Source organism: Pseudomonas sp. W5-01 (assembly GCF_046540435.1).
GTDB lineage: Bacteria > Pseudomonadota > Gammaproteobacteria > Pseudomonadales > Pseudomonadaceae > Aquipseudomonas > Aquipseudomonas graminis_B.
This window is the reverse complement of sequence record NZ_JAXCIP010000001.1, coordinates 1,055,973-1,070,120: the sequence shown is the minus strand read 5'-3', so window position 1 is coordinate 1,070,120 and position 14,148 is coordinate 1,055,973. Positions and strand designations below refer to the sequence as shown.

Sequence of the window (14,148 nt, the reverse complement as noted above, 5' to 3'; positions counted from 1 at the left end):
GGAGCTTGATCATGTCGTTGATTCCTCGCCGCATCGCTGGACGAATGACCCTGGGAATCCTGACATTGCTGGTGCTGACGGCGGTGGCGATTTACGCGGTCATGACCCTGGGCGGCAAACCCCAGCTGGTGGCTGCCGGCACCGAGTCGGCGGAGCAGTCAGCCAGCGCCATCACCCGTCAGCTGGCGTTACCGTTGAGCCGCATCGAAGGGACGGCGGCGGCCATGGCGCTGCTGGCAGAGACGTTGCCCCACGACGAAACCCTGTACATGAACAATTTCCCCGGCCTGATCGACAGCCAGGGGGATTCCGCCATTGCCGGTGGCGGCGTGTGGCCGGAGCCCAACACCTTTGCGGCAGGCACCGAGCGTCGCAGTTTTTTCTGGGCCCGCGACCCTGCCAACCGACTGGACTTCTCGGACGAATACAACCAGGCCAAGACGCCGCCTTATCAGGCTGAGTCCTGGTACACCGGCGCCAAGTCCGCACCGGCAGGGCGTTGCGTCTGGTCCGATGCGTATCAGGACCCGGTCAGCGGCGTGGCAATGACCACCTGCAGCGTGCCTTACCGGGCCCAGGGCGCGTTCGCCGGTGTCGCGACCATCGACCTGAAGCTGGACGGTCTGGCGGCGTTCCTCAAAGACAAAGGCGGCGTCACCGACGGCTATGCCTTTGCGGTCGATCCGTCAGGGAATCTGCTGTATTTCCCCGATGCGAAGGGCACCAAGGGCCTGTTGACCATTACCGGATTGAGCCAGGAGCAAACCTGGTTCAAGCCGGTGGCTGATCAGCTGGCGAGCAACACCTCAGCCCTCTCGACCCTGCGGATCGAGCACGACGGTCGGCTCAACGGCCCGGCCTACGTCACCCTGGCGACCATGGCCGGCACGGGCTGGCGCATTGGGCTTGTGACCCCGGAAGCCCGGGTTGTCGGCCTGGCCAACCGCCTCACCGGACAGATTCTGTTGTTCCTGTTGCCGCTTTTGGGCCTGCTGCTGGGTCTGGCCTGGCTGGCCGGCAAGCGGCTGCTGGCGCAACTGGAGGAAACCACTGCTCAGATCTCAAGCCTGGGCCAAGGCGGTCAGACTGACACTCAACTGGCGATTTTGCGCGCCGACGAGATCGGCGCGTTGCGTGAGTCGGTCAACCGATATGCCGGTTCCCTGCGCGATATGCTGCACCGCATCGCCGAGGAATCGGTGTCTCTGGAGCGCCAGGCCAACGAGCTGGCGCAGCTGTCCCAAGGCGTCGCCGAACGGGCCGAATCCCAGCGTCAGGACAATACGCTGCTGGCCACCGCGATCACCGAGATGTCGGCCAGTGCCAATGAAGTCGCCCAGAACACCACAGACTGCTCCGACACCGCCCGCCGTTCCCTGGGCGATGCGCAGAAGAGCCAGGATCAGGTCAACAGCAACAGTCAGTCCATCGAAGTCCTGGCGACGGACATTGCCGGGGCGGCGGGCGCCATTACCCAGCTGGGCGATGACATCGAGCGCGTGGGCAGTGTGCTGGAGGTGATCAAGTCGATCTCCCAGCAGACCAACCTGCTGGCCCTGAACGCCGCCATTGAAGCGGCGCGGGCAGGGGAGCAGGGGCGTGGTTTTGCGGTGGTGGCTGATGAGGTGCGCACCCTCGCCGGGCGAACCCAGGCGTCGGCGAACGAGATTCAGGAGATGATCTCGCAACTGCGTCAGGCCTCCAGTGCGGCGGTCTCGACGATGCAAAACGGTGCCACGCGCACCCGCGAGTCGGTGCAGCAGGCGGTCAACGTCGCCGCCACGCTGGGCACGACCGTCTTCAGCTTCGACGACATCGTTCAGCGCGCCCATCAGATCGCCGTGGCCGCCCAGGAGCAAAGCCACGTCACCCACGAAATCAACGAACTGGCCGTGCGCATTCACGCCTCCAGCGAACAAGGCGCGCGGGACGCCGGCACCCTGCGCGAACTGGGCAAAGGCATGCAGTCGATCTCCGGTCGCCTGGGTGCACTGAGCCGCGGTGGCCGGGAGGGGTAAGGCACTTTGCGCGCTGTCCAGGCGGGGCGTGAGCACGATTAAATCTTCGGCGTCTGAAACGCCGTCTTCGTGAGCAAGCTCACTCCCACATGGGTTGTGTTGGCAAGAAATTGAGGGTGGTCAAGCCGACCTCTTCCCGGCTGAAGCCGGTCCTACTAAAGACACCGCGTGCCTGTAGGACCAGCTGAAGCCGGTCCCACTAAAAAAACCGCGTGCCGTAGGACCGGCTTCAGCCGCCGGTCATGTTCATGAAGCGCACCACCTGGACTTCATCGTTGAGCTCGAAGTTATGCTTCCACGGCTTCAACTGCATGGCGTTGACGATGGCTTTTTCGAGCTTGTCCGGCTGACCCGGATTGGCCCGGAGCACGGCTTTCAGGTCGGCGGAATGCTCGTTACCCAGGCACAGCAACAGACGTCCTTCCACCGTGACCCGAACCCGGTTGCAGGTCGCGCAGAAGTTATGGCTGTGGGGCGAGATGAAGCCGATGCGGATGTGCGGCGCCTCGGCCACCCGCCAGTAGCGCGAGGGCCCGGACGTGGACTCGGTGGAATGCACCAGGGTGTAGCGCTCGGCGATGCGTTCGCGCACCTGCTCGCTGGAGTAGAACGACTCGGCGCGGCTGTGCTCGCTGATGGTCCCGAGGGGCATCTCTTCGATAAACGTGATGTCGACGCCACGATCAATGGCGAAGGCCACCAGATCATTGATCTCGTGGTCGTTGCGGCCCTGCATCACCACGCAGTTGAGCTTGGTGCGCTCGAAACCGGCCGCGTTGGCGGCGTCGATCCCGGCGATGACCTTGCTCAGGTCACCGGTGCGGGTCAGTTCCTTGAAGCGCGCCGGGTCAAGGCTGTCGAGGCTGATGTTGAGGCGCTTGAGGCCGGCTTCGAACAGCGGCACGGCGAGTTTGTCGAGCTGCGAGCCGTTGGTGGTCATGCACAGTTCGCGCAGGCCGGGCAGGGCGGCGATGCTGCGAACCAGCCCAACGATGCCGGAGCGCACCAGTGGCTCACCGCCGGTCAGACGAATCTTCTTTGTGCCCAGCGCGACGAAGCGCTCGGCCAGTTGATGGATTTCTTCGAGGGAGAGAATCTGCTGACGGGGGAGGAACGTCATGTCCTCGGCCATGCAATACACGCAGCGGAAATCGCAGCGATCCGTCACCGACATGCGGACGTAATCGACCTTGCGTGAATAGCTGTCCATCAGGACTCGATCTGACATTGATTACTCTCGACAACGTGACGCGTGGCAGAAACAGGGTGCGCGCCTCGGGAAATGAGGCGCGCGGCTGCAGCGTTAAATCTGGCTACCGGTCTGCTGCTCGATGGACGCAGCAGTGACGCCGGTTGCCGACGCCTGAATGGCTTTCGAATAGGACACGTAATACGCGAGCCCGACGAAAATTGCACCCCCCACGGCGTTGCCCAAGAACACCGCAACGAAGTTTTCAACGAATTCGGTCCAGCTCAATGCGTCGGCAAAGATCGCTGCCGGAATCACGAACATGTTGGCGACCACGTGCTGGAAGCCGATGGCGACGAAGGCCATGATCGGGAACCACATACCGAGGATCTTGCCGGTCACGTCTTTACTCGCATACGACAACCAGACCGCCAGACACACCAGCCAGTTGCAACCGATGCCGGAAATAAACGCTTGGGCAAAATCCGCGCTGGCCTTGGCCTTGGCGATGGCCAGGGTTTTGGCCAGATACGCGCCTTCGGTCAGCCCCAGCACATGGCCGAAGAAGTACGCGACGAACAGCGCGCCCAGCAGGTTGGCCAGGGTCACCAGCGCCCAGTTGCGCGCCACCGCCGACAGCGGAATGCGCCCGGCGAACATGGCAGTGGGCAGGCTCATCATGTTGCCGGTCAGCAACTCACCGCCGGCCAGGATCACCAGAATCAGCCCGATCGGGAACACCGCAGCGCCCATCAGATTGCCCAGTGACGCCCAGGGCGCCGGGATCATCGTGCTGACATGGATGTCCAGCAAAAAGCCCAGGGCGATGAACGCGCCGGCGAGAAAGCCCAGCACCAGAATTGCCGCGGTCGGCATATGGGACTTTTTCACGCCGGCTTCAATGGTGATCTCGGCGATCTGCTGCGGTGTATTGATGGACATAGGCTTTCAGGCTCACAAGCAATGGACCGCACCGCGGCTGAACCCGCCGGCGGCACGAAAACGAAAGAGGGGTTCAAGCATCCAGTCTTGGTGCGCGGGGGTGTCAGCCGACACGGCGCCGATCCCTGTTGGGCGCTGCTGCGACGTTAAACCGCATTGCAGAGAACGCTCAAAAGACCTGATCAATTAGTGAGCACGCTACCGATCGCATCCTTGAGCGTCCAATCGCTTGTTCCGATAGGCTCATCGACGCTGTCTATCATGAGGCTTTTGATCGTGCAGCCGCTTCCATAAAGGGAAGCGGACGCGGTTTTGAGGTCAGTCTTTGGCGGCCCGGGTGATGCTGCGCTCGTAGCGCTCCAGCAGAGGCTGAATGCTGATGCCATGCAGCAGAATGCTCAGCGCCACCACGGACAATGTCAGGCTGATGGTGGTGTGGACTGACTCGGCCGGCAGACCGTGGGTCAGCGCATAGCAGAGGTAATACAGCGTGCCGATGCCGCGAATGCCGAACCAGCCCACCAAGGCTTTTTGCGGGCGGGTCAGCAGTTTGCCACTGATTAACAGCCAGACGCTCAGCGGCCGAATCACGCAGAACAGCGCCAGCCCCAGCCCGACCGCGCGCCAGTCCCAATAACTGGCGAGGGCGGCGCCGAGGAGGGTGATCAGCAGCACCTCCATCGCGCGCTCCACCAGGCTGCCGAAGACCATCATGTCGCCCATCATCACGCCGGCGGCGAGCTGACTGTCTGAGAGCGCATCGCGATCGCCCATGATCGCCGACTCCGGATCGCTGTGGGTGTGCCCTACCATCGGGATGGCCACGTGTTCCGACGGCACCTCCGACTGGGTGGCGTTGGATTCGGCGTGACGCACGCCAATGCCCGCCGCGAACACCGCCAGGAATCCGTAGGCGCCGAGGCCTTCGGCGGTGACGTAGGCAATGGCAATCAGCGCCAGGGCGAGGAAGTCGTTGGGCGACAGGGTGCTGTCGGCGTTCTTGATGCGCAGGTAGATCATCAGATGACCGACGCCACGGCCCAGGCCGTAACCCAGCATCAGCCCGACGGGTACGCCCCAGACGATGTTTTTCAGCAGCCAGCCCTGGGTCCAGTCGAAATCCGAAAAACCGTGGGTGATGAACATCAGGGCGAAAATCACGAAGGGGAACGCAGTGCCGTCGTTGAGCCCGGCCTCACCGGACAGGCCGAAGCGCACCCGATCCAGGTCCTGGGCGCTGTTGACCTGCACCAGACCGGCCAGCACCGGGTCGGTGGGCGAGAGCATGGCACCGAGCAGCAAGGAGATGGGCCATGACAGGCCGAACAGGTAATGGGCGACCAGGCTGACGCCGGCAATGGTCGCCAGCATCACTGGCCCTGCCAGCAGGTACGCCGAATACCAGCCGCTGCGATGCAGCGGCAGGCGCAGTTTGATGCCTGTGTTGAACAGCGAGAACAACACGGCGATTTCAGTCAGCCGTTCCAGCCAGTGGCGCGCATCGCGAATGTCGAGCTGCGCGATGTCCAGGCCCCAGGGCCCGATCGCGGCGCCAAACGCCAGGCACACCGCCGACGTCGTGACCGGCAGCCAGCGCAGATAGGAAGAAGTCAGTGCCAGCAGCATCAGCAGGACACCGAAGACGGTCAGGCAAAGAATGAAACTCATGCGGAAACATCATCAGTCAATGGGCGGGAATGACTGTGTGACTGTAGGAGGGGGGGATAGTTGAAACTAATGTGGAATGGATTCCGCGACCGGTGAGGCGCGACAGCGCGTGTTTGCCGACTAGACTGTGCGCGACCCCCTCACCTGGATTGAGCCCCATGGCATTTGACTGGCACAGCGAATCGCTTTCCCGAGACACCCCGGTTACTCACGATTACCGAAACACCCAGAACGTGCGTCGTTTCATGACCGCGCAGTGCGGGCCGGCCTTCAAGTTCGACCGTGACTTCATGGCCTGGATACGCAACGACAGCGCCAAGACCCTGGGCGATGTGGTCGATGAGTGGCAACGACGCCACGGCAATAACGCCTGATGAAAACGGGAGACAGCATGTTCACATTATTCGGGGCCGACAGATCCGGCTCGGCCGCCATCGAGATGGCGCTCACGGTGTGCGGCGCTGATTACCGCCTGGTGGGCGCCAGTTCGCAGGCGGCCGGCGCTGGGCGCGAAGAGCTCAAATGCCTGAACCCGTTGATGCAGGTGCCGACGCTGGTCATCCCCGGCGGCGGCGTGCTGACGGAGAGCGCGGCCATCCTCACCCACCTGGGCCTGGCCTTTCCGCTGTCCGGCCTCTTGTCTCACGACGTCCACGAACGTGCCCAGCAACTCCGGGCCCTGGCGTACCTCACCACCAACTGCTATTCGTCGATCGGCCTGATCGACTACCCGGAACGGTGGCTGCCGGACGGCGAGCCTGACCTTTTAGACCGCTTGGTCGCGGGGGCGACGCGCAAGCTGCACAGTCAGTGGGAGGTGTTCAGCGATGTGTTTGACAACCCGGTTGCCTGGCACCCCCATGCGCCCGGCGCCGTTGAGGTCCTCGCCTGCATGGTCAGCCACTGGAGTGGGGCGCGGGAGCATCTGGGAAGGTCGCGCCCCGAGTTTTACGCCGCCCTCGGGGTCATTGATCGACATCCCGTCATCCACGCGGTGCTGCAGCGGCACGGTTGGTGAACGCGAGGTCGGTCACGGCGACAACTGACTGCGCAGCTTCGCCGGGCTGATGCCCATGCGCTGGCGAAAGGCCGTTGCCATATGCGCCTGGGAGCTGAAGCCACAGCCGTGGGCGATCTCCGCCAGTCTCGCCGTTGAGTCACGCATCAGGGCTCTGGCCTTGGCCAGGCGTCGGTCGATCAGATAACTGTGGGGGCTTTTGCCGGTGGTGTGCTTGAAGGCCCGCATGAAATAGCCCTCGGACAACCCCAGCACCTGCGCCATCGCCTGGACCCCCAGCGGGCCGTCGAGACCGGCGTCGATGAACTCATCGAGTCTGCGCATCCGGCTGGCGTTTATCGACCCTTGCAGCGGCGCGTCGACAGCGCTTTTGTCGTCGAGCCGGTCGGCCAGGGCCAGCGCCCAGCCCTCCCAATCGTCTGCCGCCGACGTTTGCAACAGCGCTGCGCGCATCTTCATGGCGAGGGCGATCGCCTGGGGGTCTATGCGGTTATTGAAGGCGTGGTCGCCCGCCAGCGCCAGCCCGTCCGTGCGCAGCAGCCGCAGGTATTCACCTCCCGTGGGCGACGCCGACAACACGTCGCAACCGGCAGGCACGAACGCCAATCCATTGGGCACCGCGTCGAAGGGCTGCACCCGGTCGCTGCCGATGGCGTGCAGGCCGCGCTGACTTTCGAAGGCAAAGCCGACCGCCGCCTGGGTCGCCACATAGCGCGTGGCGTAAGCGGCGGCAGGGAGCAATTCGATCATCCACGGGCCTGCCTCGACACGGCGAACCGGTTCAGACGGGAGCGGGTCAGAGGCGAGTTTTGTCGGGTTCATGCCCTTGATAGTAATCAAGTGATTCAGCAAAAGTCAGGTCAGTTTTCTGAAAGCCGGCGCGGCGCGGGTCTGCCTAGACTGGGCCACCTTTTGGAGGACACGATTTTGAGGAGTAGTCGCCCCATGCACGGACTGACCCGCAATGATATCGAACAGGCCGCTCGCCAGGTGTACGAGGTCATGCCGCCGACCGCTCAATATGCCTGGCCGTTACTGGCTGAGCGGCTGAACAGCACGGTGTGGGTCAAACACGAAAACCACACGCCCACTGGCGCCTTCAAAGTGCGCGGCGGGATTACCTTCATGCACTGGCTCAAGCGTACCTACCCGAGCGTCAGGGGCATCGTCACGGCGACGCGCGGCAACCACGGTCAGAGCCTGGCGCTGGCCGCCACTGCGCTGGGTTTGAGTGCGTTGATCGTGGTGCCGGAAGGCAACTCCCCTGAAAAGAACAACGCCATGCGCGCGCTCGGCGCCAACGTGATCGAATGCGGCCGGGATTTCGACGAAGCGCGGGAGGAAGCCGCACGGCTGGCGGACGTGCATGGGCACTATTTGGTCCCGCCTTTCCACATCGAGCTGCTCAAGGGGGTGGCCACGTATGGGCTGGAATTGTTCCTGGGAGCGCCGGATCTGCACACGGTTTACGTGCCTGTCGGGTGTGGGTCAGGAATTTGCGGGGTGATTGCCGCCCGCGACGCGCTGGGCCTGAAAACCCGGGTTGTCGGCGTGGTGTCCACCGAGGCGGCGGCCGCCAAGTGGTCGTTCGAGGAAGGCACCATATTGCAAACCCCGTCGGCGAACACCTTTGCCGACGGCCTCGCTGTGCGCCGACCCGTTCCGGCGGCCTTCGCCATTTACCGCGCAGGGGCGGAGCGCATCATCGCCGTCAGCGAGGACGAGATTGCCGAGGCCATGCGCGTTTACTACACCGACACCCACAACCTCGCCGAAGGCGCAGGGGCCGCTGCACTGGCGGCGCTCATTCAGGAACGCCGGGCCATGGCAGGGAAAACGGTCGGGGTTATTCTGTCCGGCGGGAATGTGGACCGGTCGGTGTATGCGCGGGTAATTGCCTGAAGCGGTAAGCGGCAAGCCGACCGCTTCAAGCGGTTCAGCAGGGGCCGGTCAGCGGGGGATCGCGTGGAAGATGTAATTGTCGCTGGGTGAGTCGGCCATGGCCACGGACTGAGCGTGGAGATACTCCCTTAACGACGGGTCCTCTGCCTTGATCTGCCAGGGTTGATCTGTAGGGTTGGCATCGAACTCAGCGCTTTCGCAGGCGGCAAGCAGCGTCTCGACCGAGGGCTGGTGAATCACCAGACCGTTGCCTTTCCAGCCGGCGACGGTCAGGCCGAGGCTTTCGCACACCGCCACTTTACGCCGGGCATCATCGCGGTCGGTCTGGCGCGATTGCTGGATCAGCATCGCCAGCCCCTGATCCGATGCCAAGAGGCTGCCCTGCTGCCAGCTTTCCGGCGGGCAGTCCTTGGCTTGAGGTTTCAGCTCAATGAAAGGGCTGATCTCCATCGGGTAGATCCGGCACACCATCGGGCGCTCCAGGTACACCGAGCAGAGACCGTCTTTTTGCAGGTTCGGGCATTCAGGGATCGCATTGGCGGCCAGAATCACCGTCACCCGCAGCGTGCCCGAACCGCCAATGACCGGCGCAGACCGCCCGGCGTTGTAGGCATACTCGGGCGAATCGACGGGCCAGAGAGAATCGTCGAACGCCTCCAGCAACACCCCTACGGGGTGGCCGCGTTTGAGCCAGGTCACGGCTTCGGCCAGGGTCAAAGGGACGAAACGGCCACGGCAGCACGCGCCACACCCGACGCATTCGAATCGTTGGTCGGGCTCGACGCCTGGTGCGCCGGCTATTGAAACGTTTTCTGATTCTTGGCTATCCATGTCACCTGGGTCGCGTATCCGTTAAGCGGGAATGATTCGGACGTGGGCGCGATCGCGTGAGTCCTGGGGTTATGTGCCCTCTATCAGTGGGACCACCGCCGGCAACAATAGTGCGATCTTTAAGTGCGACCGGCTTCAGCCTGGAAGGGGCCCGTGTGAGCACCTCACTTCAGAGGGGACGAGGTCTGACGCTTTCCTGGCCAAAACCGATCCCGCAGTCACCCGGCGATGGATCAGCGACCCACGTTTTGCTGCAGGTGCGCCGGGTAACGCTCACCGACAACCTGGATCTGCTGCAGGGCCGATTCGATGGCGCCGAGGTCTGCAGCGCTCAGTACGATGTTGGCCGCGCCATTGTTCTCTTCGAGTCGATGCCGCTTGGTGGTGCCGGGGATCGGCACGATCCATGGCTTGCGCGCCAGCAACCAGGCCAGAGCAATCTGCGCGCGGGTGGCGCCCTTGCCGTTGGCGATCTGGCCGATCACCTCAACCAGTTGCGCGTTGGCGCGGCGGTTTTATTCGGAGAAGCGCGGCACCTTGTTGCGGAAGTCGTCTTCGCTGAACGTGGTGCTGTCGTCGATGGCGCCGGTCAGGAAGCCTTTGCCCAGCGGACTGAACGGTACGAAGCCGATGCCCAGCTCTTCGAGTACCGGAAGCAGATCGGCCTCGGGCTCGCGCCACCACAGTGAGTATTCGCTTTGCAACGCGGTTACCGACTGAACGGCGTGGGCGCGGCGGATGGTTTGGACACCGGCCTCCGACAGTCCGAAATGCTTGACCTTGCCTTCGGCGATCAGCGCCTTGACGGTGCCGGCGACGTCTTCAATCGGCACGTTGGGGTCGACCCGATGCTGATAGAACAAGTCGATGCGGTCGGTGTTCAGGCGTTTGAGCGAGGCTTCCGCCACGGCACGAATGTTCTCCGGCCGGCTGTCGAGTCCTTGGGCAACGTCGCCGTTCTTGAAACCGAATTTGGTGGCGATCACGATCTGTTCGCGAAACGGTGCCAGCGCTTCGCCCAGCAGGGTTTCGTTGGTAAACGGGCCGTAGGCTTCGGCGGTGTCGAACAGGGTCACGCCCGCGTCGAATGCCCCATGAATCAATTGGATCGCCGCGGCCTTGTACATCGCAGGGCCGTAGGCGTAGCTGATGCCCATGCAGCCCAGGCCGATGGCTGAGACTTCAAGACCGCTGGTTCCCAGAATGCGAGTTTGCATGGTGTTCTCCTTCGCTCAGATAAGGCGTTACCGTATATTGCTGTGATTGGTTCAACAATACGGTGCCTGCTGCAAGGGCTATTGAGGAGAATTCATAAGTGATCCGCGCAGACCTGCCTGAGCTGACATTCTTCATAGCGATTGCCGAACAGCGCAGCTTCAGCGCGGCGGCGCGCATCCTGGGAGTATCGCCCTCGGCGCTCAGCCACTCGATGCGTAACCTCGAAGCACGGCTGGAAATGCGCCTGTTCAATCGCACGACGCGCTCGGTTGCCCTGACCGAGGCCGGCGAGCAACTGCTCAATGGGGTGCGGCCCTTGATTGCCGACCTGGCCAACGTCGTCAACGAAGTCACCTCGTCACGGGTCGCGCCATCCGGTGTCATACGCATCAGCGCTTCGGAGTTATCCCTGCGTCCGCTGATTCGGCATGTCGTGCCTGACTTCACCCGGCGCTACCCTCAGATCCACATCGAATTCGTGGTCGACAGCAAGCTGCAGGACATCGTCGGCGACGGCTTCGACGCGGGGGTGCGGCTATTCGATGACGTGCCGCGGGACATGATCGCCGTGGGCTTTGGCCCGGACATGGAGTTGGCTGCCGTGGCCTCCCCGGAATACCTCGAACGCCACTCGCTGCCGCAAACGCCTCAAGACCTGAAACACCATCGTTGCAATCGGTTTCGCTTCACCAGCGGCGGGCTGTTTCGCTGGGATTTCAAGCGCGGGGATCAGAGTGCAAGCCTGGACGTGGACGGGGGGATCACCCTGGACAATGTCAACTTGATGGTGGAAGCCGCCCTCGCGGGTATCGGTGTGTCGTGGGTGCCGTTGTCCCTGGTGGCCGAGCATCTGCAAGGCGGGCGGCTGGTGCAGATGCTCGCCGAATGGAGCCCCAACTATTCAGGCCTGTGCCTGTATTACCCCGCGAACCGCCATCCGCCCATGGCCTTGCGCTTGTTTGTGCAGGCGGTGCAGGAGTGGGCGGGCCAGGCGCGGCGCGACGCACAGAGGTGAATGGGCTCGGCGAGTGGCGTCTTTTCAGGGCTCAACTCATCCAGTTGCCGCCATCGACGTTGTAGGTCTGGGCGACGACATAATCGCTTTCCGCTGACGCGAGAAAGATCGCCATGCCGGTGAGGTCTTCGGCGGTGCCCATGCGGCCGTAGGGCACTTCCTCGCCGACGAGCCTTTTCTTCTCGCCCAACGGCCGGTTCTCGTGTTTGGCGAACAACGCATCCACGCCATCCCAGTGCTCGCCGTCGACGACCCCCGGTGCGATCGCATTGACGTTGATCCTGTGCTTGATCAGGTTCAACCCGGCGGATTGGGTCAGGCTGATGACGGCGGCCTTGGTCGCGCAGTAGACGCCCACCAGTGCCTCGCCGCGACGCCCGGCCTGGCTCGCCATGTTGATGATCTTGCCGCCATGACCCTGGGCAATCATCTGCTTTGCCGCCGCTTGAAGGGTGAACAACGTGCCGGCGACATTGATCGAGAACAGCCGCTCGTAGCTCTCGCGGGTGATGTCGGTGATCGGTGCCAGATCAAACAGTGCGGCGTTGTTGATCAGGATATCCAGCTTGCCGGTGGTGGCGACGACGGCCGCAATCGCCGCGTCGATGGACGATTGATCCGTAACGTCCATCTTCACCGCGTAGGCGCTGGCGCCCAGTTCGGTGGCGGTCTGGGTCGCGCGCTGCAGATTGATGTCGGCGATGGCCACTGTCGCGCCTTCGCGGATATAGGCCTCGGCGTAGGCCCGCCCGATACCCCGGGCCGCGCCTGTGATCAGGGCGCTTTTACCTTCGAGTCGTTTCATTGAAAGAGTCATCCGTCATGGGGTGAGGTCCGGCCGACTTCCGTCGGCGGGGCGTTTATTGCTTCGGGTAACCGGCGCGCTTCATTTCCCGCTCCGTCGTCGACTGCGCGGCCGCCAGTGCCTGCTCGACGGAGGTCTGACCGGTGAGTGCGGCCGAGAAGAGTTTGGCCACGGACGTGCCGATGGCCTGGAACTCCGGGATGGTCACGTACTGGATGCCGACATAGGGCACCGGCTTGGCCGAGGGGTGCGCCGGATCGGCGTGTTTCATCATTTCCAGTGTCACCCTGGCGAACGGCGCGGCCTTGAGATAGGCGTCGCTGTAGGTAGATGTGCGGGTGCCAGGCGGCACGTTGGTGATGCCATCCTTCTGCGCAACCAACTGGATGTATTCCTTGGACGTGGCCCAGGTGGTGAAGGTCTTGGCGGCGTCCTTGTGTTTGGAGGTCGCCGGAATCGCCAGGGACCAGGCGTACAGCCAGGACGACCCCTTGTCGGTCACTTCAACGGGCGCCGGGGCGAATCCCACGCTGTCCACGACCCTGCTTTGTTCTTTGTCGGTGGTGAACGAGCCTGCCACGCTGGCATCGACCCAGATCGCGCATTTGCCGCTGTTGAACAACGCGAGGGTTTCGTTGAAACCGTTGCTGGAAACACCCGGTGGCCCATAGTTTTTAAGGGTGTTGACGTAGAAGTTGGCAGCGGCCGTCCACTCGGGGCTGGTCAGCTCGGGTCGCCATTGCTCGTCGAACCAGCGGGCGCCAAAGGCATTGGCCATGGTCGTCAGCAAGGCCATGTTCTCGCCCCAGCCGGCCTTGCCCCGCAGGCACATGCCGTACTGGCCCTGGTCCGGGTGGTGCAGCTTGGCGGCAAACTCACCGAGCTGGGTCCAGGTCGGGTGCTCGGGCATGCTCAGCCCGGCTTGCTTGAACAGGTCGGTGCGGTAGTAGGTCACCGTGCTCTCGCCATAGAAGGGCAACGCATACAGGGTGTCCTTGACCGACAGGCCCTGGCGCACGGACGGGATGATGTCGTCGAGGTCGTAGCTGGCCGGCAGGTCCTTCATCGGCTCAAGCCAGCCTTTTGCGCCCCACAACGGCGTTTCATAGGTGCCGATGGTCAGCACATCAAACTGACCGCCCTGGGTGGCGATGTCGGTGGTCAGCCGCTGGCGCAGGACGTTTTCTTCAAGCACCACCCAGTTGAGCGTGATGTCGGGGTGCTGCTCTTCGAATACCTTGGACAGCCGCTGCATGCGGATCATGTCGTTGTTATTGACCGTAGCGATGGTGATCGTCTCGGCAGCCTGACTGATGCCCGCCAGTGACAGACCGGCAGACAGCAGCAGCGCGTGATGGGTGATCTTCATGGTGATCTCCAGTCCGCGCTGGCAGCGCGGAATCGTTATTGTTGTTTTGAGCCCTGCCGATCAATCTGACGTGTCACCTCGGGGCAGTGGCGTGTCGATTACAGCAGCTTGGACGGCCTGCAACAAACACGCTGGGGATGTGCCGCTGATGCTTTTTTAACCGCACAGCCCAG

At 63.0% G+C, this 14,148-nt stretch carries 12 protein-coding genes and 2 pseudogenes; 6 read left to right on the top strand and 8 right to left on the bottom strand.

Features of this window, described 5'->3' with window-relative positions; genetic code table 11:
- Positions 1–11 precede the first annotated feature (11 nt).
- Together SLW75_RS04655 and SLW75_RS04650 are read left to right on the top strand one after the other, a co-directional pair.
- Positions 12–893 (top strand): annotated as a pseudogene (locus SLW75_RS04655) (cache domain-containing protein); the annotation flags it as partial.
- Complete coding sequence (locus SLW75_RS04650) at positions 879–2,018, top strand: methyl-accepting chemotaxis protein (protein WP_410933823.1); 1,140 nt, start codon at positions 879–881, stop codon at positions 2,016–2,018. The pseudogene SLW75_RS04655 and the gene SLW75_RS04650, both read left to right, overlap by 15 nt.
- Positions 2,019–2,247: 229 nt before the next feature.
- Here the strand turns inward: SLW75_RS04650 and moaA are convergent, their stop codons facing one another.
- The 3 genes from moaA to SLW75_RS04635 all read right to left on the bottom strand — a co-directional run bounded on the left by moaA (position 2,248) and on the right by SLW75_RS04635 (position 5,817).
- Positions 2,248–3,246, bottom strand: a complete 999-nt coding sequence (gene moaA / locus SLW75_RS04645) for a GTP 3',8-cyclase MoaA (protein WP_410933678.1) — start codon at positions 3,244–3,246, stop codon at positions 2,248–2,250.
- 75 nt (positions 3,247–3,321) lie between these two features.
- Entirely contained in the window at positions 3,322–4,149 is an 828-nt protein-coding gene (locus SLW75_RS04640; protein WP_410930063.1) for a formate/nitrite transporter family protein, read from the bottom strand.
- Positions 4,150–4,467: 318 nt separating this feature from the next.
- Positions 4,468–5,817 (bottom strand): cation:proton antiporter, encoded by a 1,350-nt coding sequence (locus SLW75_RS04635; protein ID WP_410933677.1) that lies wholly within the window; start codon positions 5,815–5,817, stop codon positions 4,468–4,470.
- Positions 5,818–5,975: 158 nt separating this feature from the next.
- On the opposite strand from SLW75_RS04635, the gene SLW75_RS04630 reads away from it, so the two are divergent.
- Positions 5,976–6,191: a DUF6434 domain-containing protein gene (locus tag SLW75_RS04630; RefSeq protein ID WP_296310846.1), complete on the top strand. Its 216-nt coding sequence runs from the start codon at positions 5,976–5,978 to the stop codon at positions 6,189–6,191.
- 17 nt (positions 6,192–6,208) lie between these two features.
- Positions 6,209–6,835, top strand: coding sequence for a glutathione S-transferase (locus SLW75_RS04625; protein ID WP_410933676.1), 627 nt, complete (start codon positions 6,209–6,211; stop codon positions 6,833–6,835).
- A gap of 12 nt (positions 6,836–6,847) precedes the next feature.
- Here SLW75_RS04625 and SLW75_RS04620 read toward each other — a convergent pair whose 3' ends face one another.
- The gene (locus SLW75_RS04620) at positions 6,848–7,657 is read right to left on the bottom strand and encodes a helix-turn-helix transcriptional regulator (protein ID WP_410933822.1); all 810 of its coding nucleotides are present in this window, start codon (positions 7,655–7,657) and stop codon (positions 6,848–6,850) included.
- Between the two features lie 123 nt (positions 7,658–7,780).
- Here SLW75_RS04620 and SLW75_RS04615 point away from each other — a divergent pair, with 123 nt between their 5' ends.
- Positions 7,781–8,737: a threonine dehydratase gene (locus tag SLW75_RS04615; RefSeq protein ID WP_410933675.1), complete on the top strand. Its 957-nt coding sequence runs from the start codon at positions 7,781–7,783 to the stop codon at positions 8,735–8,737.
- 48 nt (positions 8,738–8,785) lie between these two features.
- Here the strand turns inward: SLW75_RS04615 and SLW75_RS04610 are convergent, their stop codons facing one another.
- Positions 8,786–9,568 carry a YkgJ family cysteine cluster protein gene (locus SLW75_RS04610; protein WP_410933674.1) on the bottom strand — a complete coding sequence of 261 codons (783 nt, stop codon included), beginning with the start codon at positions 9,566–9,568 and terminating at the stop codon, positions 8,786–8,788.
- Between the two features lie 233 nt (positions 9,569–9,801).
- Positions 9,802–10,785, bottom strand: a pseudogene (locus tag SLW75_RS04605) (aldo/keto reductase).
- A 98-nt stretch (positions 10,786–10,883) separates the two neighbouring features.
- Between SLW75_RS04605 and SLW75_RS04600 the strand changes: the two are divergent.
- Positions 10,884–11,801, top strand: coding sequence for a LysR family transcriptional regulator (locus tag SLW75_RS04600; RefSeq protein WP_410933673.1), 918 nt, complete (start codon positions 10,884–10,886; stop codon positions 11,799–11,801).
- Positions 11,802–11,832: 31 nt separating this feature from the next.
- Here SLW75_RS04600 and SLW75_RS04595 read toward each other — a convergent pair whose 3' ends face one another.
- Positions 11,833–12,606 carry an L-iditol 2-dehydrogenase gene (locus SLW75_RS04595; protein WP_410930070.1) on the bottom strand — a complete coding sequence of 258 codons (774 nt, stop codon included), beginning with the start codon at positions 12,604–12,606 and terminating at the stop codon, positions 11,833–11,835.
- A gap of 55 nt (positions 12,607–12,661) precedes the next feature.
- Positions 12,662–13,975 (bottom strand): ABC transporter substrate-binding protein, encoded by a 1,314-nt coding sequence (locus tag SLW75_RS04590; protein WP_410933672.1) that lies wholly within the window; start codon positions 13,973–13,975, stop codon positions 12,662–12,664.
- Positions 13,976–14,148: the final 173 nt, after the last annotated feature.